20 protein-coding genes are annotated in these 19,915 nt (G+C 71.3%); 16 read left to right on the top strand and 4 right to left on the bottom strand.

Features of this window, described 5'->3' with window-relative positions; translation table 11 throughout:
- Positions 1-2 precede the first annotated feature (2 nt).
- Both AB0H71_RS02275 and AB0H71_RS02280 read left to right on the top strand, forming a co-directional pair.
- Positions 3-971, top strand: a complete 969-nt coding sequence (locus AB0H71_RS02275; protein WP_357014032.1) for an alpha/beta hydrolase fold domain-containing protein — start codon at positions 3-5, stop codon at positions 969-971.
- 157 nt (positions 972-1,128) lie between these two features.
- On the top strand, positions 1,129-2,070 hold the full coding sequence (locus AB0H71_RS02280) for an AEC family transporter (protein ID WP_357014035.1): 942 nt from the start codon (positions 1,129-1,131) through the stop codon (positions 2,068-2,070).
- A gap of 30 nt (positions 2,071-2,100) precedes the next feature.
- On the opposite strand, the gene AB0H71_RS02285 is transcribed toward AB0H71_RS02280, so the two are convergent.
- On the bottom strand, positions 2,101-2,901 hold the full coding sequence (locus AB0H71_RS02285) for an IclR family transcriptional regulator (protein WP_357014038.1): 801 nt from the start codon (positions 2,899-2,901) through the stop codon (positions 2,101-2,103).
- 242 nt (positions 2,902-3,143) lie between these two features.
- Between AB0H71_RS02285 and AB0H71_RS02290 the strand changes: the two genes are divergently transcribed.
- From AB0H71_RS02290 to AB0H71_RS02350, 13 genes are all read left to right on the top strand, one after another.
- Entirely contained in the window at positions 3,144-4,223 is a 1,080-nt protein-coding gene (locus AB0H71_RS02290; RefSeq protein WP_357014041.1) for a ferredoxin--NADP reductase, read from the top strand.
- 113 nt (positions 4,224-4,336) lie between these two features.
- On the top strand, positions 4,337-5,524 hold the full coding sequence (locus AB0H71_RS02295) for a Rieske 2Fe-2S domain-containing protein (protein ID WP_357014044.1): 1,188 nt from the start codon (positions 4,337-4,339) through the stop codon (positions 5,522-5,524).
- A 40-nt stretch (positions 5,525-5,564) separates the two neighbouring features.
- Positions 5,565-6,749: an acyl-CoA dehydrogenase family protein gene (locus AB0H71_RS02300; RefSeq protein WP_357014047.1), complete on the top strand. Its 1,185-nt coding sequence runs from the start codon at positions 5,565-5,567 to the stop codon at positions 6,747-6,749.
- 26 nt (positions 6,750-6,775) lie between these two features.
- Complete coding sequence (locus AB0H71_RS02305; protein ID WP_357014049.1) at positions 6,776-7,738, top strand: VOC family protein; 963 nt, start codon at positions 6,776-6,778, stop codon at positions 7,736-7,738.
- A gap of 187 nt (positions 7,739-7,925) precedes the next feature.
- Positions 7,926-9,542 (top strand): NAD(P)/FAD-dependent oxidoreductase, encoded by a 1,617-nt coding sequence (locus AB0H71_RS02310; protein ID WP_357014051.1) that lies wholly within the window; start codon positions 7,926-7,928, stop codon positions 9,540-9,542.
- 32 nt (positions 9,543-9,574) lie between these two features.
- Entirely contained in the window at positions 9,575-10,519 is a 945-nt protein-coding gene (locus AB0H71_RS02315; protein WP_357014053.1) for an alpha/beta hydrolase, read from the top strand.
- The gene (locus AB0H71_RS02320; RefSeq protein WP_357014056.1) at positions 10,516-11,403 is read left to right on the top strand and encodes an SDR family NAD(P)-dependent oxidoreductase; all 888 of its coding nucleotides are present in this window, start codon (positions 10,516-10,518) and stop codon (positions 11,401-11,403) included. Before AB0H71_RS02315 ends, AB0H71_RS02320 begins: the two co-directional genes overlap by 4 nt.
- On the top strand, positions 11,403-12,287 hold the full coding sequence (locus AB0H71_RS02325) for an SDR family NAD(P)-dependent oxidoreductase (RefSeq protein WP_357014058.1): 885 nt from the start codon (positions 11,403-11,405) through the stop codon (positions 12,285-12,287). Before AB0H71_RS02320 ends, AB0H71_RS02325 begins: the two co-directional genes overlap by 1 nt.
- The gene (locus AB0H71_RS02330) at positions 12,284-14,224 is read left to right on the top strand and encodes an NAD(P)/FAD-dependent oxidoreductase (RefSeq protein ID WP_357014061.1); all 1,941 of its coding nucleotides are present in this window, start codon (positions 12,284-12,286) and stop codon (positions 14,222-14,224) included. The genes AB0H71_RS02325 and AB0H71_RS02330 overlap by 4 nt, the downstream gene beginning before the upstream one ends.
- Before the next feature lie 14 nt (positions 14,225-14,238).
- The gene (locus AB0H71_RS02335) at positions 14,239-15,498 is read left to right on the top strand and encodes an NADH:flavin oxidoreductase (RefSeq protein ID WP_357014064.1); all 1,260 of its coding nucleotides are present in this window, start codon (positions 14,239-14,241) and stop codon (positions 15,496-15,498) included.
- Positions 15,499-15,550: 52 nt separating this feature from the next.
- Positions 15,551-16,081 carry a flavin reductase family protein gene (locus tag AB0H71_RS02340; protein ID WP_357014066.1) on the top strand — a complete coding sequence of 177 codons (531 nt, stop codon included), beginning with the start codon at positions 15,551-15,553 and terminating at the stop codon, positions 16,079-16,081.
- Entirely contained in the window at positions 16,078-16,338 is a 261-nt protein-coding gene (locus tag AB0H71_RS02345) for a hypothetical protein (protein WP_357014069.1), read from the top strand. The genes AB0H71_RS02340 and AB0H71_RS02345 overlap by 4 nt, the downstream gene beginning before the upstream one ends.
- 84 nt (positions 16,339-16,422) lie before the next feature.
- A complete protein-coding gene (locus tag AB0H71_RS02350; RefSeq protein ID WP_357014071.1) occupies positions 16,423-17,286 on the top strand; it encodes an alpha/beta fold hydrolase in 864 nt (287 codons plus the stop codon).
- A gap of 37 nt (positions 17,287-17,323) precedes the next feature.
- On the opposite strand, the gene AB0H71_RS02355 is transcribed toward AB0H71_RS02350, so the two are convergent.
- On the bottom strand, positions 17,324-18,010 hold the full coding sequence (locus tag AB0H71_RS02355; RefSeq protein WP_357014074.1) for a Dabb family protein: 687 nt from the start codon (positions 18,008-18,010) through the stop codon (positions 17,324-17,326).
- Positions 18,003-18,350 carry a hypothetical protein gene (locus AB0H71_RS02360; RefSeq protein WP_357014076.1) on the bottom strand — a complete coding sequence of 116 codons (348 nt, stop codon included), beginning with the start codon at positions 18,348-18,350 and terminating at the stop codon, positions 18,003-18,005. Before AB0H71_RS02360 ends, AB0H71_RS02355 begins: the two co-directional genes overlap by 8 nt.
- A gap of 159 nt (positions 18,351-18,509) precedes the next feature.
- On the opposite strand from AB0H71_RS02360, the gene AB0H71_RS02365 reads away from it, so the two are divergent.
- The gene (locus AB0H71_RS02365; protein ID WP_357016108.1) at positions 18,510-19,103 is read left to right on the top strand and encodes a PadR family transcriptional regulator; all 594 of its coding nucleotides are present in this window, start codon (positions 18,510-18,512) and stop codon (positions 19,101-19,103) included.
- Between the two features lie 13 nt (positions 19,104-19,116).
- Here AB0H71_RS02365 and AB0H71_RS02370 read toward each other — a convergent pair whose 3' ends face one another.
- Entirely contained in the window at positions 19,117-19,893 is a 777-nt protein-coding gene (locus tag AB0H71_RS02370) for a helix-turn-helix domain-containing protein (protein WP_357014079.1), read from the bottom strand.
- Positions 19,894-19,915 lie beyond the last annotated feature (22 nt).

Genomic DNA, 19,915 nt, shown 5'->3' on the forward strand with positions numbered 1-19,915 from the left:
CCATGGCTGTTCCCCCGCTGGATCCCGATGTCGCTGCGCGTATCGCCGCGCTCGGGCCGATTCCCTCGATGCGTGCGCGCGGGATCGAAGCGGTCCGGGCGGGCGTGGCGGCCATGCCCCCGCCGGAGTCGATGCCCGCGATGGCGCAGATCGAGGAGCTGACCATCCCGGGGCCGCACGGCCCGCTCGCTCTGCGGGTTTACCGGCCCACCACGAATCCGGCCGCGCCGGTCGTGGTGCACCTGCACGGCGGCGGGCTGGCGATGGGCTCCACCACCTCGTTCGAGCCGCTGGCGCGGCACCTGGCGCTGGCCACCGGGGCAACGGTCGTCGCCGTCGACTACCGGCTGGCGCCGGAATGGCCTGCCCCGGTCCAGGTGGAAGAGTCCTACGCGGCCACCACCTGGGTGGCCGAGAACGCCCGTGATCTGCGCGTCGACCCCGACCGCCTGGTAGTGCTCGGCGACAGTGCGGGCGGTGGTCTCGCCGCGGGCGTGGCACTGCTGGTCCGCGACCGCGGTGGCCCCGCGCTCTTCGCCCAGGTGCTGCTGTATCCGGGGCTGGACCGCGACCTGGGCGCGCCATCGGTGCTCGCCATGCCGGAGGCCCCCATGCTGCTCCGCGACGACATCGTCTACCTGCACGAACTCGCGGACGCCGGCGCCGTCGCGCCGCCGGACTGCTACCGGGTCCCCGCCTACGCCGCGGATCTCTCCGGGCTGCCGCAGGCGATCGTGGTGACGGCCGCGGGTGATCCGATCCGGGACTGGGGCGAGCGCTACGCCGCCCGCCTCCGTGATGCCGGCGTACAGACCACGCTCACCCGGTACCCCGGCGTGCTGCACGGCTTCCTGATGCGGCCGGAGAACTCGGCTCGCGCCCTGCTCGCCATCGCGGAGACCGGGGCGCTGCTGCGCGCGAAATTCGACTCCGTGCTGCCTTGGCAGGTTGCCGCGCCGGCGGAACGATGACCGGACGCCCACCGCCCCCAGGCACGCGGACACAGCGTCGCTCCGCACTGGGTGACCCGGCGGACTGCCCGGCGACGCGCACGCCCTCAGGGTTTCGAGCATCCACGGCGGGACGCGCGCCGAGTCGCCGGCCGGGCGCAACTGCGACGCTGTCGCGATGAACGCGGTGCTGGCGGCGGCGGCCTCGGTGGTGCCGATCGTGGCGGTCTTCGCGGGCGGGGTGATCTTCGCGCGGCGGAAGATCATCGCCGCCGCGGACTCGGCCGTGCTGTCGGAGTTCGTCTTCCGCCTCGCCGTGCCCGCCTACCTGTTCGCTCAGCTATACGCGGCGGACCTCGCGGTGCTCTTCGAGCCGCACTCGCTGTCGGTGTACGCCGCGACCGCCCTGTTCGCCGCCGCCGTGGTTGCGGCCTGGGCACGGTTCGCGCACCGGGCCGACGTCCGCGGGATCGCGCTGCGGATCATGGCGGCGGTGCAGGTGAACTCGGCCTACTTCGCGATTCCGGTGCTGGTGCTGTTCTTCGGCGACGCCACCCCGATCCTGCCGGTGCTGCTGTTCCAGGTGCTGGTGTTCACCATGCTGGTCGTCGCCGTGATGGAGGCGACGACCGCACGCGGCGGCCCCGCCCCGGCCTGGCGGCGGGCGGCAGCCGGGGCGGGGCGTTCACTGCTCACCCCCGTGGTGGTGGCCTGCCTGGCGGCAGTGGCGCTGAACGCCGCCGCCGCGCCCGTTCCCGCGGTGCTGCTGCGGTCCTGCGAGTTCGCCGGGGCCGCGGCCGCGCCGGTCGCGCTGTTCGCACTCGGCCTCTACCTCGGCGGGGTCGGGCTGCGGTGGCGCGGGGCGGCCCCCGGCGAGAACACGCTCGTCGCCGTGAAGTGCGTGCTGTTCCCGCTGCTGATGTGGGCCGCCATGAACCTGGCCGGGGTGCCGGAGCCGTGGCGCGGGTCGCTGGTTTTGATCGCCGCCATGCCCGCCCCGCAGAACCTGTTCACCATCGCGCAGGCCTACGACACCGATGTCGAGCTCGCGGCCGCGGCGGTGGTGAAGTCGACGATCCTGGCGCTGTGCCTGCTCCCGATGTGGCGGCTGCTCCTCTGAGCTCCCGCGCCGGGAGCGGTGGCACGCGCCCTAGTGGGTCTCCAGGTCGGCCGCGACGCACCGATCCCAGATATCGCCGGCCGCGACTCGGATCGGGCCTATGAGCTTGCGGTAGTCGATCGAGGTCACCGGGGCGCACAGCGAAATGCCCGCCAGGTTGCCGTAGATGTGGTCCGGCGGGCCGATCGGGACGCCCACACAGCCGAGCCCGGAGAACGCCTCGCCGCGGTCGAAGGCGGCACCCCGGTCGCGGACCGTGCCGAGTTCCTCCGCGAGCTGGGCGTCGGTGCCGATGCTCTGCGCGGTGCGCCGGACCAGCTCACCGCCGACGGTGTGCCCGAGCCCCCGGATGACGTGCGGGTTGCGTGTCGCGGCGGTGAAGGCCAGCTGCGCCTTGCCGACGGCGGTCAGGTGCGCGGGCACCCGCTGCCCGACGGCGGTCGGGGTCGGGCCCGAGGCCCGGCCGTTGATCTTGGCGAGGTAGACCGTGTCGCCGTGGTCGACCACGGCGAGCTGAATGGTGAGCCCGGTCTGCTGGGCGAAGGCCTGCATGACCGGGCGGGCGCCCCGCAGCAGCCGGTTCTGGTTGAGCGCGGCCTGCCCCATCTCGTAGGCCTTGACGCCGAGCTCGTAGGTCTGGTCGGGGGAGCGGGCCAGCCAGCCGGTGCTCGCCAGCTGTTCCAGCAGGCGGTGCACCGAGGAGCGGGGGAGGCCGGTCCGCGACGTGACCTGGGCAAGGGTCAGGGGACCCACGCCGTTGAACGTCTCCAGCACCAGCGAAATCCGCTCGACCACCGAGACCGGCACGCCCGCGGGGCTTGATGTTCTCACTCGACCTCCCAACACCGGCCACACCACTGTGACAGGTATCACGGTACTACCACGTGCAGGCCGGCCTCGAAGCACGGACCGGCTCGAGTTCGAGAATCGCACGGGGTCGTCGTCCTGACCGAACAACGTTCCCGGTCAGCGAGACGTTCCCCACCGAGCCGGCGAGCGTGCGCCTAGCCTCGCCGGGGGCTCCGATCCGGCACGGACGGAGCGCGCACGATCGACCACGACCAGGAGGGCGGATGTCCACGGATACGAGTGCCGGTCCGGAGGTCCTCGCGGACCCGGCGACGGACCCGGCGGGCTCGCGCGGCACCCGCGTCCGGGTGCTCGAGGTCATCGAGGAGACGGCCGACGCGCGGTCCTTCGTCGTCGAGCCGCTCGACGGCTCGCCGGCCAGCTACCGGGCGGGGCAGTTCCTCACGGTGCGGGTGCCCGACATCGGCACCGGCTCCGCGCGCTGCTATTCGCTGTCGAGCTCCCCGCACACCGACCCGGCGATGAAGTTCACCGTCAAGCGGGTCGCGGGCGGGCACGGCTCCAACTGGCTGTGCGACACCGTCGCGGCAGGCACCGAGCTGGAGGTGCTGCCACCGGCGGGCACCTTCACCCCGGCCTCGCTGGACGAGCCGGTGGTGCTGGTGGCCGGCGGCAGCGGGATCACCCCGGTGATCGCGATCGCGAAGTCGATCCTGGTCGCGGGCGGCGGCGACGTGGTGCTGATCTACGCCAACCGGGACCAGGACTCGGTCATCTTCGGCCGCGAGCTTCAGGAGCTGGAGCAGCGCTTCGCCGATCGGCTGTCGGTGCTGCACGTGCTGGAATCGGTACAGGGGTATCCGACCCGGCGCACCCTGTCGCTGCTGCTGCGCCCCTTCGCCGACCGCACCGTCTACATCTGCGGGCCGACGCCGCTGATGAACCTCGCCGTCGAGGTCTGCGCAGCGGTGGGTTTTCCGGCGTCCCGGGTGCACTCCGAGCGGTTCCTGTCCCTGCAGAGCGACCCGTTCGGCACCGCACCTGCCGCCGCGCCCGCGGCGGATGCCGAGGTGGTCGCCCGGGTCCGGGTGCGCATCGACGGCGGCGAGCACGACGTGCCGTGGACCGCGGGGCGCAAGCTGCTGGACGCGCTGCTCGATGCCGGCATCGAGGCACCGTACTCCTGCCGGGAGGGCGCGTGCAGCGCGTGCGTCTGCGCGCTCACGAAGGGGCGGGTGGAGCTGGCCCGCAACGAGATCCTCACCGAGGACGACCTGAACGAGGGGTACATCCTCGCCTGCCAGGCCGAACCGGTGAGCGACGAGATCGCGATCGAGTACTGACCGGATCGCCGTCCCACTCAGCAGGAGACGCGCGTCACACCGGATTCCGGGCTGCCAAGCTGGTCGCAGTGCACCGGTATTCGCGGTCGCAGCCCATCTGACCAGGAGGAATCGTGACTTCCACCCCTGCAACCGGAGACCAGGTCCGCGTCATCGACACGGGTCTGCCGCCCGCGCGGTACGCGCGCGGCTGGCACTGCCTGGGTCTGGTGCGCGACTTCGCCGACGGAAAGCCGCACCAGATCAGCGCGTTCGGCACCGAACTCGTCGTCTTCGCCGGGGAGAACGGGAAGGTCAACGTTCTCAACGCGTTCTGCCCGCACATGGGCGGAAACCTGGCGCACGGCGAGGTGAAGGGCGACACGATCGCCTGTCCGTTCCACGACTGGCGCTGGCGCGGCGACGGCAAATGCGCGGCGATTCCCTATGCCCGGCGCGTGCCGCCGCTGGCCCGGACCCGGGCCTGGCCGACGCTGGAGATCAGCGGACAGCTGTTCATCTGGCACGATCCGCAGGGCGGCAAGCCCCCGGCCGAGCTGGCCGTCCCGGCGATCCCCACCTACGGCGATCCGGGCTGGACCGACTGGGTCTGGAACTCGGTGCTGGTGGAGGAGTCGCACTGCCGGGAGATCGTCGACAACGTCGTGGACATGGCGCACTTCTTCTACGTGCACTACGGCATGCCGACCTACTTCCGCAATGTGTTCGAGGGCCACACCGCCACCCAGCTCATGCGCTCCCGCCCGCGCGCCGACGCGGCAGGCGTCAGCTCGAACACCACCGACCTGAGTATCGAGAGCCGCTCCGACGCCACCTACTACGGCCCCTCGTACATGGTGGACAAGCTGTGGAGCGCGCAGTTCGCCGATCGGGACGAGCCGAACATCTACCTGATCAACTGCCACTACCCGATCTCACCGACCTCGTTCCGGCTGCAGTACGGCGTGATTGTGGAGAAGCAGGCCGGGATGAGCGACGAGGCCGCGAACGCGATGGCCGCCGCCGTCGGCCGCGGCATCGCGATCGGCTTCGAGCAGGACGTCGAGATCTGGAAGAACAAGGCGCGCATCGACAACCCGCTGCTCTGCGAGGAGGACGGCCCGGTCTACCAGCTGCGCCGCTGGTACCAGCAGTTCTACGTGGACGTCGAGGACGTCAAGCCGGAGATGACGAACCGGTTCGAGTTCGAGATCGACACCGAGCGCGCCCTGCAGAACTGGCAGGCCGAGGTGGACGCCAACCTCGCCGCCGGCCGCAGCGCCATCGCCGCCGACCGCCGGACCGCCCCCGCCGGTTCCTGAGCACCCCTTCCCTTCCCGTTCTTCCGGACCAGGAGTCCCGATGACCTACACCGTTCTCGACAACATCGTCGCCATCGCCGACGACCTCCGCGCCGCCGCCGACGAATCCGACTCGCTCGGCAGGCTTTCCGACGGCATGGCCAAGCAGCTGAAGGAGGCCGGGCTCATCCGGCTGCTGCAGCGCAAGAAGTACAACGGCTTCGAGGCGCACCCGCGGGAGTTCGCGGAGACCGTCATGAAGACGGCGAGCATCTACGGCTCGGCCGGCTGGGTCGGCGGGATCGTCGGCGTGCACCCGTGGCAGCTCGCCTTCGCCGACCCGAAGGTGCAGGAGGAGGTCCTCGGCGCCGACGGCGACACCTGGCAAGCCTCGCCCTACATGCCCGGCGGCGTCGCCGTGCCCGAGGACGGCGGGTACCGGCTCAACGGCCGCTGGCAGTTCTCCTCCGGTACCGATCACTGCGACTGGATCTTCCTCGGCGCCATGGTCGGCGGCGCGGACGGCAAGCCGCTCATGCCGCCGCAGGGGCTGCACGTGATCCTGCCCCGCGCGGACTACGAGATCATCGCCGATTCCTGGGACGTGGTCGGGCTGCGCGGCACCGGCAGCAAGGACATCGTCGTCAAGGACGCCTTCGTCCCCGGCTACCGGGTGATGGATTCGGCGAAGGTCATCGACGGCACCGCCGCCCAGGAGTACGGCGCCACCGAGACGCTCTACAGGATGCCGTGGTCCACCATGTTCCCGCTGGGCATCACCTCGGCGACCATCGGCATCTGCGAGGGCGTGCTCGCCGCGGGCGTCGCTTACCAGCGCAACCGGGTCGGCGCCACCGGCACCGTGGTCAAGGACGACCCGTACGTGCTGCATGCGTTGGGCGAGTCGGCCTCCGAGATCGACGCCGCCCGTCAGCAGTTGCTCGCCAATGTCGACCGCATCTACGACATGGTCGACCGCGGCGAGCAGATCGACTTCGAGACCCGCGCCCGGGTGCGCCGGGACCAGGCGCGCGCCGCCTGGCGCGCGGTCCGCGCCGCCGACGAGGTGTTCGACCGGGCCGGCGGCAACGCGCTGCGCATGGACAACCCACTGCAGCGGTTCTGGCGCGACGCCCACGCCGGGCTGCACCACGCCATTCACGTCACGAGCACCACGTACCACGCCGCCGCGCTGGCGTCGCTTGGCGTGGAGGTCCCGCCGGGGCCGCTGCGCGTGATGATCTGACCGGTTCGAGAGGAACGCGAGCAACGATGACCGAAATCAAGGGGCTCGGCTACGTCCGGGTGGTCGCCACCGACATGGAGCGCTGGCGGGAACTCGGGCTCGAGGTGCTGGGTTTCGCGCCCGGCTTCGGCCCGGAGACCGACGCCCTGCACTTCCGGATGGACGAGCGCCCGGCGCGCATCACCGTGGAGCGTGGTGACGTGGACCGGGTGACCGCGGTCGGCTGGGAGGTCCGCGACGGGCTGGCGCTGCGCAGGCTGGCCGAGCACCTGACCGGCGCCGGGTTCGAGATCACGCCGATGCCGCAGGAGCTGGCCGATCGCCGCAAGGTCGAGGCCGGGTTCAGCATGAAGGATCCCGGCGGCACGCCGCTCGAGTTCTTCCACGGCCCGGTCCTGGAGCACAGCCCGGTGCTGACCAAGTACGGCCAGCGTTTCGTCACGGGACAGCAGGGCATGGGGCACGTGGTCATGCCGACGACCAACTTCGACGAATCGTTCGCGTTCTACAACGAGACGCTGGGGTTCCTGTCCCGCGGCGCCTTCCGGATGCCGACCCCGCCGGAGGCGCCGCCGCTGCGGATCCGCTTCATGGGCGTGAACCAGCGCCACCACAGCCTGGCGATCATGCCGAGCCTGGCGGGCCGCGACCCGGGGCTGATCCACGTGATGGTCGAGGTCGACGACCTCGACGCCGTCGGCCGCGCCTACGACCAGGTGCTGGCCAGGGACTTCCCGGTCTCCTCCACGCTCGGCAGGCACACCAACGACAAGATGATCTCCTTCTACGTCCGGGTGCCGGGTGGCTGGGACATCGAGTACGGCTGGGGCGGCAAGCTCGTCGACGAGAGCTACTACACCGCCGAGGAGATCACCGCGGACAGCTACTGGGGCCACGAGTGGATGTGGATGCGGGAGATGAAGGAAGCGCAGCAGCAGGCGGCCGGGAACCAGGCGGCGGCCACCGCCACGGAGACGGTCGGCGCCTGAGGCGCGGCCGTACCCGATGACCGGCGCCGGGGCGCGGATGTGCCACCCGCCCCGGCGCCCCCGCGGCGGCGGCGCCGGCTCCAGGAACCCGAGGACCGCTGGATGGGAGCGCGCCGTTCCGGAAGCGATTGCGCGACTTACGGTGTGGCTCCAGCCGACGATCACCTCATCGAGGGAAGTGAAACACGTGACAAATCAGGACAGCGACTTCGACGCCGTCGTCGTCGGGGCGGGGATCTCCGGCCTGTACGCGGTGCACCGGCTGCGCGGCCGCGGCATGCGGGTGCACGGATTCGAATCCGCCGAGGACGTGGGCGGCACCTGGTATCACAACCGGTACCCGGGCGCCCGCTGCGATGTCGAGAGCATCGACTACTCCTACTCCTTCGACTCGGAGTTGCAGCAGGAGTGGACCTGGTCGGAGCGGTTCGCGACGCAGGAGGAGATCCTGCGCTACCTCGAGCACGTGGCCGACCGGCACGACCTGCGCTCCGCCTACGACTTCCTGACCAGGGTGAGCGCCGCCGTCTACGACGAGCGGGCCCAGCGCTGGACCATCTCCACCGACACCGGCCGGACCGTGACTGCGCGGTTCTGCATCCTGGCCACCGGCGTGCTGTCCGCGACCAACAAGCCCGAGATCCCGGGGCGCGACACCTTCGCCGGCGAGACCTACCACACCGGCGAGTGGCCGCACGACCCCGTCGATCTCACCGGCAAGCGGATCGGCGTCATCGGCACCGGCTCCTCCGCCATCCAGGCCATCCCGGTGATCGCCGAGCAGGCCGAGCGGCTCTTCGTCTTCCAGCGCACGCCGAACTACTCGATCCCGGCGGGCAACCGCCCGCTCGACCCGGAGTTCATCGCCGAGGTCAAGGCGAACTACGCCGAGCGGCGCCGGCTGTCCCGGATCAGCGGCGGCGGCACCCCGAACAGCCCGTACCCCAGGAGCGCGCTCGAGGTCGACGCCGAGGAGCGGACCCGGATCTACGACGAGTGGTGGCAGCGCGGCGGCTACCTGTTCGCCAAGGCATTCCCGGACCAGACGACGAACCTGGCCGCCAACGACACCGCCCGCGAGTACGTCGAGGCCAGGATCCGGGAGATGGTGCGCGATCAGGAACTCGCCGACCAGCTGATCCCGAACGACCACCCGATCGGCACCAAGCGCATCGTCACCGACAGCGGCTACTTCCAGACCTACAACCGCGACAACGTCACCCTGGTGAACCTGCGGCGCACGCCGATCGAACAGATCACCGAGACCGGGGTGCGCACCAGCGAGCAGTCCTTCGACGTCGACGTGCTGATCTTCGCCACCGGCTTCGACGCCATGACCGGCTCGCTGGCCCGGATCGACATCCGCGGCCGGGACGGCCGTGAGCTGAGCGCCGAGTGGGCCGCCGGGCCACGCACCTACCTGGGGCTCGCGGCGGCCGGGTTCCCCAATATGTTCATCCTCGCGGGCCCCGGCAGCCCCAGCGTGCTGGCCAACATGGTGCTGATGGCCGAGCAGCACGTGGACTGGATCGTCGGCTGCCTCGACCACCTCGACGAGCACGGCTTCGGCACTGTCGAGGCGAGCGAGCAGGCCGTCGACGAGTGGGTCACCGAGTGCAACACCAAGGCGGCGGGGACGCTGTTCCCGACCGCGAACTCGTGGTACATGGGCGCGAACATCCCCGGTAAGCCGCGCGTGTTCATGCCGTACATCGGCGGGTTCGGCAACTACAACGCGCTCTGCGCCGAGGTGGCAGCCGCCGGATACAAGGGTTTCGAGCTGAGCGCCCCCGCGGCCGGCTGACCCTCCCAACGACGAAGAAGGACGTGGTCGAGATGGCCGGACAGCGACGGTCCGACCTGCACCCGGAGGTCGAGGCGATGCTCTCGGCGCTGGAGTCGTTCCCCGACGTGACCGAGCACAGCGCGGCCGAGCTGCGCGAGCTCATCGTGTCCCGGCGCGCGCCGCTCACCAGGCAGCCCGCCACGAAGCACGCCGAGGACCGCACGATCGACGGCCCGGGTGGCGCGCTCGCGCTGCGCGTCTACGTACCCGAGACGCGGGGGGATGCGCCGCTGCCGGTGGTGGTCTTCGCGCACGGCGGCGGGTTCGTTTTCTGCGACCTGGACAGTCACGACGAATTCTGCCGGTCCATGGCGGCCGCGGTCGGCGTCGTGGTGGTCGCGGTGGACTACCGCCGTGCGCCGGAGAGCGCCGGGCCCGCGGCGATGGAGGACGTCTACGCCGCGCTGGTCTGGACGGCGGGCAATGCCGCGGATTTCGGCGGCGACCCGGAGCGGATCGCGGTGGCCGGCGACAGCGCGGGCGGCAACCTGGCGGCAACGGTGAGCCTGGCCGCCCGCGACCGCGGCGGGCCGCGGATCGCCGCGCAGATCATGCTCTACCCGGTCATCGACGACGACTTCACCACCGAGTCCTACCGGCGCTACGGCGAGGGCTACTACAACACCACCGGCGCCATGCGCTGGTACTGGCAGCAGTACGCGCCGGACGGCACCGACAACCCGTACCTGGTGCCGAGCAAAGCCGAATCCTTGGCCGGGCTGCCGCCCGCGGTGGTCGCGACCGCCGAGCTCGACCCGCCCTGCTCGGCGGGCGAGGAGTACGCCCGCCTGCTCGCCGAGGCAGGCGTGCCGGTCACCGCGCACCGCTTCGACGGGCTCTTCCACGGCTTCCTGACCTTCCCGAGCCTGTCGCTGACCGGCCCTGCGCGCGAACAGGTCTGGGCCATGATGCGCGACGTGCTGGAGGTGTCGTGAGCGGCCGTCTCGCGGGCCGCAGGGCCCTGGTCACCGGCAGCAGCCGCGGCATCGGCCGCGCCATCGCCCAGCGGCTGGCCGCCGAGGGCGCCGCCGTCGCGGTCACCGCGCGCGCGCTGAACCCGAGCCCGTCGGTGCGCGACGGTGCGACCCACGTGCTTTCCGGAACGCTCGCTGAAACGGTGCGGCTGATCGAAGCGGCGGGCGGTACAGCGATCGCCCTCCCCGCCGACCTGGAGGATGCCGAGCAGCGCGCGGGCCTGGTCGACCGGGCCGCCGAGGCGCTCGGTGGGCTCGACATCCTGGTCAACAACGCCGGTTTCGCCGACTACAGCTCCGTCGCGGAGATGAGCGACGCCACCTTCCACCGCACCGTGCAGCACTACCTCGAGGTGCCGTTCGTGCTCAGCCGCGCCGCGATCCCGCACCTGCGCGAGCAGGGTGCCGGGTGGATCGTCAACATCGGCTCATCCACCGGTCTCAACCCGATCCGGCCGTTCCGCGAGTACAACAAGACCTCCGGCGACGTGATCTACGCGTCGGTGAAGGCCGCGCTGCACCGGTTCACCCAGGGGCTGGCCGCCGAACTCGTGGACGAAAACATCGCGGTCAACGCGGTCGGCCCGTCCACCGCGATCATGACCCCCGGCGCGGCGACCCTGCTGCCCGAGGGGTACGACACCGAGCCGGTCGAGTACCTGGCGCAGACGGTGCTGGAGATGTGCACCGCCCCGGCCGCGGACCGCACCGGGCTGGTCGCCTTCAGCCTGCACTACCCGTACGCCACCGGCACCGGGGTGCACGCACTGGACGGCGGCGCCGAACTGCCGCGCAGGCAGCCACCCGATTGGGCGAACCCCAACATCCGGCCGGAGGGAATGTGATGAGCGACGTCGCACGCAAGCGCTTCGCACAGGGCACCGCCGTCGTCACCGGCGCCGCGGCGGGTATCGGCCGGGGGCTGGCCGAGCACCTCGGCTCGCTCGGCATGACCGTCGTCGTCGCCGACATCGACGAGGCGCGCGCCGCCGCGGTGGCCGCCGAGATCGTCGCCGCCGGCGGCGACGCCGATCCCTATGGCGTCGACGTCTCCGACCCGGACGAGGTCGAGGCGATGGCGGCGACCCTCTTCGACCGGCACGGCAGCATCGAGCTGCTGATCAACAATGCCGGGGTCGAGTCGGCGGGGCTGCTGTGGGAGATCGACCCGGCGCGCTGGCGCAGGCTCATGCAGATCAACGTGGACGGCGTCTTCTACTGCGTGCGGTCGTTCGTGCCGCGGATGCTCGCGGCCGGGACCCCGGCCTGCGTGGCGAACCTCTCCTCGGTCGGCGGCATCAACACCGTGGCCGTGCAGTCGCCGTACATCGTCAGCAAGTTCGCCGTCCAGGCGATGACCGAGTGCCTGCACCAGGATCTGGCCGTGATCGGCGCGCCGATCCAGGTCAGTGCCGTCGTGCCGCACTCGATCCGCAGCGAGATCTTCCGCGCCGCCCAGCGCGACGCGCCCACCGCGAACCCCACCGCGAACGCGGTGTTCGCCGCGATGCAGCGAGACAACGAGGAGAAGGGCCTCGACCCGCTGGCGGCCGCCGAGCACATGATCGAGCAGATCGCCGGGGGCGCGTTCTGGGTCTTCTCCGACGACGCCATGTGCCGGGGCGCGGTCGACCGGCGCGGCGAGCAGCTGCGCACCCTCAGCCCACCCGCGGACCCCCGCGCCATGCTCGCCCGGATGGGCGTCCCACTTCCGGAAGGTAGCTCATGACCGACACCGTCTCCATCGCGTCCGAAACCGCGCTCCACCAGGCCATCGCCGAGTGCGAGCCGGCGCCGCTGCTGATGTCGCTCGTGCACGTCACCGGCGACACCGGGCTGCTGGACGAGTTCGGCGCGCGACTGTCGATCGAGGAGCCGGGCAACCACTACCGCACCGGAACCCGCCCGACGGTGCCGCCGGGCACCTACCCCGACGACGTCGCCGCCGATATCCGGGCCAGGGCCCGCGAACTGCTGACACCGGATGCCGTCGCCGCGCTCGACGTCCCCGACGACGACCTGTTCCGCCGGATGGCGACGATCTGCACCGCGCAGCGGGTGGACGCCGAATTCGTCCCGCTGCTGCTGGAGCAGGCCGGGTTCGCGAAGGATCGCCGCCACGTCCCGGTGACGGTACAGCCGCCCGCCGACTTCGACGTCGTGGTGATCGGCGCCGGGATCGTCGGCATCAACGCCGCGATCAAGCTGGGCGAGGCCGGCTTCCCGTACACCGTGTTCGAGGCGAACGACGACATCGGCGGCACCTGGCACCGCAACACCTACCCGGGCGCGGCGGTGGACACCCCCAGCCACTACTACTCGTACTCGTTCGAACTCAAGGCGGATTGGTCGCGCTACTACCCGACCGGCCCCGAGTACCAGGACTACCTGCTCGGCGTCGTCGAGAAGTACCGGCTGCGCGAGCACATCCGGTTCGGCACCCGCGTGCTCTCGGCGACCTGGCTGGCGAACGAGAACCGCTGGGAGGTGGTGACCGAGGACCGCGGCGGCGCCGTCACCAGGCACCGGGCCCGCGCCGTCGTCACCGCGCTCGGCATGCTGAACGAGCCCAATGTCCCCGAGGTCCCCGGCATGGACACCTTCGCGGGCACCGTCGTGCACACCGCCGACTGGGACACGAGCCTGGACCTGAGCGGCAAGCGGGTCGTCGTGCTCGGCACCGGCTGCACCTCGGTGCAGGTGGTGGCGAGCATCGTCGACCAGGTCGAGGCGCTGGACGTGGTCGTCCGCTCGCCGCACTGGCTGGTGCCGGAGAAGACGGTCGGCGGCGACGTCCCCGCCGGCGAGAAGTGGGCGCAGGCCAACCTGCCCTTCTACGACCGATGGTTCCGGCTGCGCACCTACTGGTTCGCCTCGGACAACCTGTACCCGCTGCCGCGCATCGACAGGGAGTGGGCCGCCACCCACCTGTCCGCCTCCCCGGCCAACGACATGGTGCTGCGCACCGCACAGGAGTACCTGCGGCAGAGCTTCCCGGACCGGCCGGACCTGATCGAGAAGCTGACCCCCGACTTCCGCCCGTACGCCAAGCGGATCGTCAAGGACCCGGGCTTCTTCAAGGCGTTGAACCGGGAGCACGTGACGCTGCACCGCGCCTCGTTCCGTGAGGTGACCCCGGACGGAGTCCACACCACGGACGGGGAGTTCGTCCCGGCCGACGTGATCATCCTGGCCACCGGGTTCCAGCTGCAGTTCACCACCACCATCGACATCACCGGCCGGGACGGCCGGATGCTGGCCGACGTGTGGAAGGGCGGTGAGGACCCGCGCGCCTACCTCGGAGTACAGGCGCCCGGCTTCCCGAACCTGTTCGTCACCGCAGGCCCGAACTCGGCGCCGAATCACGGTGCCGGGCACAACATCACCGGCGAGGAACAGGTCCACTACCTGATCGAGTGCCTGCAGTACCTGCTGGAGAACGACCTCGCCGCACTCGAGGTCACGCCGGAGGCGCTGGACGATTACAACCGGCGCGTCGACGAGGCGCTCGACGAGACCGTCTGGGTACACCCCGGCGCCGAGGTCAACGGGTACTACCGCAACAGCGCGGGCCGCGCGGTCGTGCCGTGCCCGTGGCGCCTCGTCGACTACTGGACGATGCTGCGCGAGCCGCATCCCGAGGATCTCACCTTCACCCCCCACTGAAAGGCGGCACCGTCGTGACCACAGCCCAGGTTCCCGACGTCCTCGCACCGGCCCGGCTCGGCCCGGTGCGGCTGCGCAACCGGATCATCAAATCCGCGACCTTCGAGCACATGGCACCCGGCGCGCTGGTCAGCGACCAGCTCGTCGAGTTCCACCGGGCGGTCGCCGCGGGCGGGGTCGGGATGACGACCGTCGCCTACTGCGCGGTCGCCCCCGAGGGCCGCACCGAGGCGGACCAGCTCTGGATGCGGGACGAAGCGGTGCCCGGCCTGCGCCGGCTCACCGACGCGGTCCATGCCGAAGGCGCGGCGGCGTCGGCGCAGATCGGGCACGCCGGGCCGGTCGCCAGCGCGAAGTCCAACGGCTTCCCGGCGCTGGCGGCGTCGCGGCGGATCAGCCCGATGGGCCCGCAGCTCACGCATGCCGCAACGCTCGCCGACATCGCCCGCATCCGCACCGCGCACGGCACCGCGACCCGGCTCGCCATCGAATCCGGCTTCGACGCGGTGGAGATCCACTTCGGGCACAACTACTTCGCCAGCTCGTTCCTGAGCCCGGCCCTGAACAAGCGCAAGGACGCCTACGGCGGGTCGCTGCGCAACCGGGCCAGGCTGGTGCGCGAGGTGGCCGCCGAGGTGCGCGAGGCGTCCGGTGGCCGGATCGCGGTGCTGGCGAAGCTGAACATGGACGACGGGGTGCCCGGCGGGTTCTGGCTGGACGAGGCGGCGCAGGTCGCCCAGTGGCTGGAGCAGGACGGCACCCTCGACGCCATCGAGCTGACCATCGGCAGTTCGCTGCTCAACCCCATGTACCTGTTCAAGGGCGACGCGCCGCTCGCCGAGTTCGCGGCGGTGATGTCGCCGCTGATGCGGGCGGGAGTCAAGGTCGCGGGGAAGTTGTTCCTGCACAGCTACCCCTACCGGGATCTGTTCATGCTGGAATCGGCGCGGCAGATCCGCGCCGCGGTGTCGATGCCGCTGATCCTACTCGGCGGCGTCACCGACAAGGCCGGGATGGACACCGCGATGGCCGAGGGCTTCGAGTTCGTGGCGATGGCGCGGGCACTGCTGCGCGAGCCGGACCTGATCAACCGGATCCGGGCCGATCACGGTGCGAAATCGCTCTGCATCCACTGCAACAAGTGCATGCCGACCATCTTCTACGACACCCACTGCGTGCTGGCGCGGCCGCGAACCGCGGTACCGCTCGCGGATCCGGCGCTGCCGGCCGCAACGGGTGTTCCGGCCAACGGGAGAGGCCCCGCTCCGGCATGACCCCGGCCTCTACCGTCACGGTGTGTGTTCGTCGACCCATGAGGAGCAGGGGATGACCTCCATCGGCAGCGAGACCGCGACAGCGGAGCTCCCGGAACTCGATCCGGCGCTGATGCGCACCGTGCTCGGGCACTTCGCCACCGGCGTCGTCGCGATCACCGGCATCGATCCGGAGACCGCGGCGCCGACCGGCTTGGCCGCCAATTCGTTCACCTCGGTCTCGCTGGAGCCGCCGCTGATCGCCTTCTGCGTGGGGGCGACCAGCTCGTCCTGGCCCAAGGTCAGGGCGGCCGGGCACTACACGGTGAACATCCTGTCCGAGGCCCAGGAGCCCGTGTGCAGGCAGCTCGCGGCGCGCGGCGCGGACAAGTTCCGCGGCCTGGACTGGCAGCCGTCCCCGGCCGGGGCGCCGATCCTGGCGGGCAGCCTGGCCTGGATCGAGGCGGAGCTGGAGGCCGAGCACCCCGCCGGGGACCACACCATCGTGGTCTCCCGGGTGCGGCACCTCTACGCGTCCGATTTGGCGCCGCTGATCTTCTTTCGCGGCCGCTACGGCTTCGCGGAGCCGGGAGCGGTGCGATGACGCTGCGTCCGCTCGCCTGCGAGCGCTGCGGGCAGCGGGTGCTGATCGAGAAGTTCAGCGCCGCGCACACGTCGGTGCAGTGGACCGGGGATGCCGGTCGCTGCCCGGTGATCGCGGACGCGGATCGCGGCGTCGGGCACCAGGAGCGCGGCTGCGAGGTGCTGCACCGCACCATCGACCGGGCGGTGCGTGAGCAGCTGCTGCCCGAATCCCGGATCGAGCTCCCGGCGGGCGACGCCATCCCGCGGCTGCACTGAGCCGCGGCTGCGCGGCGCGAAAAGGCGTGCCGCTCACCGGGAGATCGCGCCGGGAGCGCCGCGCCGCGGTGGCAGGCTCGTGGTATGAGTACATCGGTCGACTCCCGAATCCTCCCCGAGCTGCGGGAACTGCCCACCGAGCAGGGCGTGCTGCGCTACCGCGAGAGCGGCGACGGCCCGCCACTGCTTATGCTGCACGGCTCCGGCCCCGGCGTGACGGGCTGGCGCAACTTCGGCGCCAATGTCCCCGCGTTCGCCGCGCACTACCGCACCCTGGTGCTGGAGTTTCCCGGCTTCGGGGTCAGCGACGACTTCGGCGCTGCGCACCCGATGCTCTCGGCCCAGCAGGCGGTCGGCGCCTTCCTCGACGGACTGGGGCTGGACCGGGTCCGGATCGTCGGCAACTCGATGGGCGGCTTCGTCGGCACCGAGTTCGCGCTGGCGCATCCCGAGCGGGTGGAGCGGCTGGTCACCATCGGCGGCATCGGCACGCCGCTGTTCAGCGCTTCCCCGGGCGAGGGCATCATCCGGCTCGGCGAGTTCGTGGAGAACCCGACCCGCGAGGCGCTGACCGCGTGGCTGTACTCGATGGTCTACGACCCGGCGCTGGTGACCGACGAGCTGATCGAGCAGCGCTGGGAGCAGGCCACCGATCCGGCGACGCTGGAGAACTCGCGCCGGATGTACGGCCGGGCGGCGCTGGCGCGGATGGCGGAGGCGGCGCGCGCCGCCGAGGTGCCCGGCTGGGCCAAGCTGGGCCGGATCGCGGCCCCGGTGCTGGTCACCTGGGGCCGCGACGACCGGGTGAGCCCGGTCGACATGGCGCTGCTGCCGCTGCGCACCCTGCGCAACGGGGAGATCCACATCTTCCCGAACTGCGGGCACTGGGTGATGATCGAGCAGAAGGAAGCCTGGGAGGCCACCGTGCTGGCCTTCCTGGGACGCTGAGCTCCCTTCCGCCCGCCCCGTTTCCCGCGGTCCCGGCTCAGCCCGCCCGGACCGCGGGGAGCTCGACCGCCGTGTCGATGACCGGCGCCTCGATCGCGCAGAAGCTGTGGCAGACCCGGTCCCTGACGATCTGCTCCGGGCACTCCGGGTCGAACCAGCGGTCCACGTGACCCCAGTGGATCGGGTGGTGCATGTAGGGGCCCAGCAGCGCGTGCACGTCCGCGAACTCCTGCTCCCACACGTGGGTCCAGCGCGTGCTGCCGGTGGCCTGCCGGACCGGGCTCAGCTGCCAGGCCAGGATGGCCGGGATGTGCGCGGGCATCTGCAGGGTGCCGTGCTCGAACCGGCGCACCTCGGCCGGGTCGGCGCCGGCGTCGACCCGCAGCAGCAGCGTCCGGTATACCCCGCCACCGCCCGCCGCCGGCCTGCGGCCGCTGCGGCCGACCGGCGCCGTCTCGTACTCGACGCCGTCGGTGTGCCGGATCGCGGGGCCGGAGGTGGCCGCGTCGATCGTCGCGCGGTGCCTCGTCCACGCCGCCTCGGTACCGAAGCGCAGATGCACCAGAATGTCGCCGCCGTTGCGCACGCCGGGCAGGGTGCGCGCGGCCAGCACGTGCTCGGCGCCGGCGGACTCCGCCGCCGCGGTCACCCGCTCGACGGCCGTCGCAGCGCTGTTGTCGTCCCCGGGCTCGGCCAGGTGCAGCAGGCGGGTCACCTTATACATCGCAGAGTCCTTCCACGTCCTGGGCACGGCTCGCGGTCGAGCGGGATCGGCCGACGATCATGGATGCCATTGATTCCCACCACTGCGCGGGCGCCGGGTCGTGTCTGCCTGCTACCGCCGCCGCCCACCACTCGCTACTGCCGGTGACGGTCCAGGTGGCGGTGACGGTGTTCGTCTCACCCTCGATCCAGACCGGCGGGCTCACCAGGATTCGCTCGAGGGTCAGGCCCCGATTTCGCGCGCCGGGCGCGTAGCCGGCGAGGTAGGCGTCGATGAATTCTCGCGCGGTGCCGGGTCTGACCACGACCCGGTCGATGATGTAAAGGGTGGACTCGTCCATGGGATCGAAGGTAGGTGCTGGGCCGTTGACCGGCGGCTGAGCCTCCCGGTGGCCGGGAGTTGCCGATCCCGGACGCAGTCGATGTCCTTGTAGGCTCCGGGCGTGACCGCCGACGATTCCTACCCCGGCCTACCCGCGACCAGCTGGGCGGTGCTCGGCATGCTCGCCTTCGGTGAGGAGCTGACCGGCAACGACCTGAAGAAGTGGGCGGACTGGAGCATCGGCTTCTTCTACTGGAGCCCGTCGGTGAGCCAGGTCTATGCCGAGCTGAAGAAGCTGGAGGACCTGGAGTTGGTGCGCTCCCGGCAGGTCGCCGACGAGGGGGTGCGCGGGCGCAGGCTGTACGGCATCACCGACACCGGGCTGCGGGCGCTGCGCAACTGGTCGCTCGAGGCCGAGGTGGACATGCCGGTGCTCAAGCACGGGGTGATGCTGCGGCTGTGGATGGGCCACCTGCACGAGCCCGACCACCTCAAGCGGATCGTGCACGCGCACATCGAGAACCTGCGCGAGCAGGCGCGCCGCGCCGCGCGGCACGCCGACCGCTCCGAGCCGGAGCCGGGCTGGGCCTTCACCCAGATGAGCCTGCGCTGGTCGCAGCGGTACTTCGAGGCCGAGATCGCGCTGGCCGAGCAGTTGCTCGAGGACATCGACGGGGCGGCGGCGCGCTATCGGGAGGTGGCGGCGCACGACGAGAACGAGCTGCCCGTGCCCCGGCATCCGGGAATCTGGCGCACGGTGGGGGAGGACTGACCTCGGGGAGGCGTCAGCCCTCGGCGAGCACGCTCGGGGCGGTGGGCAGCGAGCGCAGGATATTGCGCCGCTGCAGGGTCGGGGTGATCCGAACCCCGGAGGTCATGCTGCGCCAGATGGCGTTCGCGGTCAGCTGGACCGGCGTGGTCATCCGGCTGTCGAAGGTCATGCGCGACAGCGGCCCGCAGATCGACACCGCCGTGGTGGCCTCACCGGCCGGGCCGATGGGGGAGGCGATACAGCCGAACCCGTCGAGCGTGGTGTTGCGCTCGACGGCGTATCCCAGCTCCCGGATGAGCTGATCGCCCGGTTCGTCGCGTCCCGCCGAGGCGAGCAGCGCCTTGCCGAGCGCGGATCGGTCCGCGCGCAGCCTGCCGCCGATGCGGGTCGGCACGTAGGCGGCGAGCCTGCCGCCGAGCTTGTCGAGGTAGACGATGTCCGCGCCGTCGAGCACCGCGAGGTGCACCACCATGCCGGTGGTCCGGTAGAGGTGGTGCAGGTGCTCGGCGGACGCGGCGTGCACCCGGTCCTGGTGCACGGCGAGCGAGCCGAGCTCGACGAGCCGGATGCCGAGGCTGTAGTTGCGGCCCTCCCGGCTCAGCCACCGGAGCTGGACCAGCCGGTCCAGCATCCGGTGGGCCGAGGAGCGCGGCAGGCCGGTCCGCGCGACGATCTCCGCCAGGCCGAGGCTGTCCCGCCCGTCGAAGGCGTCCAGGACGAGCGAGAGCCGGTCGAGTAGGGCGCTGGGGGTGTTGGCTTCAGCGGGCCGCACGTCCTGCGCGATCGTCATGCGTTGACTCCTTCGTCGCACG

This window comes from Nocardia sp. NPDC050697 (genome assembly GCF_040654395.1).
Classification (GTDB): domain Bacteria; phylum Actinomycetota; class Actinomycetes; order Mycobacteriales; family Mycobacteriaceae; genus Nocardia.

What these genes read in the sequence shown, in the direction of transcription:
- AB0H71_RS02275 (WP_357014032.1), top strand. Translation starts at nt 3, where the DNA reads ATGGCTGTTCCCCCGCTGGATCCCGATGTCGCTGCGCGTATCGCCGCG.
- AB0H71_RS02280 (WP_357014035.1), top strand. Translation starts at nt 1,129, where the DNA reads ATGAACGCGGTGCTGGCGGCGGCGGCCTCGGTGGTGCCGATCGTGGCG.
- AB0H71_RS02290 (WP_357014041.1), top strand. Translation starts at nt 3,144, where the DNA reads ATGTCCACGGATACGAGTGCCGGTCCGGAGGTCCTCGCGGACCCGGCG.
- AB0H71_RS02300 (WP_357014047.1), top strand. Translation starts at nt 5,565, where the DNA reads ATGACCTACACCGTTCTCGACAACATCGTCGCCATCGCCGACGACCTC.
- AB0H71_RS02305 (WP_357014049.1), top strand. Translation starts at nt 6,776, where the DNA reads ATGACCGAAATCAAGGGGCTCGGCTACGTCCGGGTGGTCGCCACCGAC.
- AB0H71_RS02315 (WP_357014053.1), top strand. Translation starts at nt 9,575, where the DNA reads ATGGCCGGACAGCGACGGTCCGACCTGCACCCGGAGGTCGAGGCGATG.
- AB0H71_RS02325 (WP_357014058.1), top strand. Translation starts at nt 11,403, where the DNA reads ATGAGCGACGTCGCACGCAAGCGCTTCGCACAGGGCACCGCCGTCGTC.
- AB0H71_RS02330 (WP_357014061.1), top strand. Translation starts at nt 12,284, where the DNA reads ATGACCGACACCGTCTCCATCGCGTCCGAAACCGCGCTCCACCAGGCC.
- AB0H71_RS02340 (WP_357014066.1), top strand. Translation starts at nt 15,551, where the DNA reads ATGACCTCCATCGGCAGCGAGACCGCGACAGCGGAGCTCCCGGAACTC.
- AB0H71_RS02345 (WP_357014069.1), top strand. Translation starts at nt 16,078, where the DNA reads ATGACGCTGCGTCCGCTCGCCTGCGAGCGCTGCGGGCAGCGGGTGCTG.
- AB0H71_RS02350 (WP_357014071.1), top strand. Translation starts at nt 16,423, where the DNA reads ATGAGTACATCGGTCGACTCCCGAATCCTCCCCGAGCTGCGGGAACTG.
- AB0H71_RS02355 (WP_357014074.1), bottom strand. Translation starts at nt 18,010, where the DNA reads ATGTATAAGGTGACCCGCCTGCTGCACCTGGCCGAGCCCGGGGACGAC.
- AB0H71_RS02360 (WP_357014076.1), bottom strand. Translation starts at nt 18,350, where the DNA reads ATGGACGAGTCCACCCTTTACATCATCGACCGGGTCGTGGTCAGACCC.
- AB0H71_RS02365 (WP_357016108.1), top strand. Translation starts at nt 18,510, where the DNA reads ATGCTCGCCTTCGGTGAGGAGCTGACCGGCAACGACCTGAAGAAGTGG.
- AB0H71_RS02370 (WP_357014079.1), bottom strand. Translation starts at nt 19,893, where the DNA reads ATGACGATCGCGCAGGACGTGCGGCCCGCTGAAGCCAACACCCCCAGC.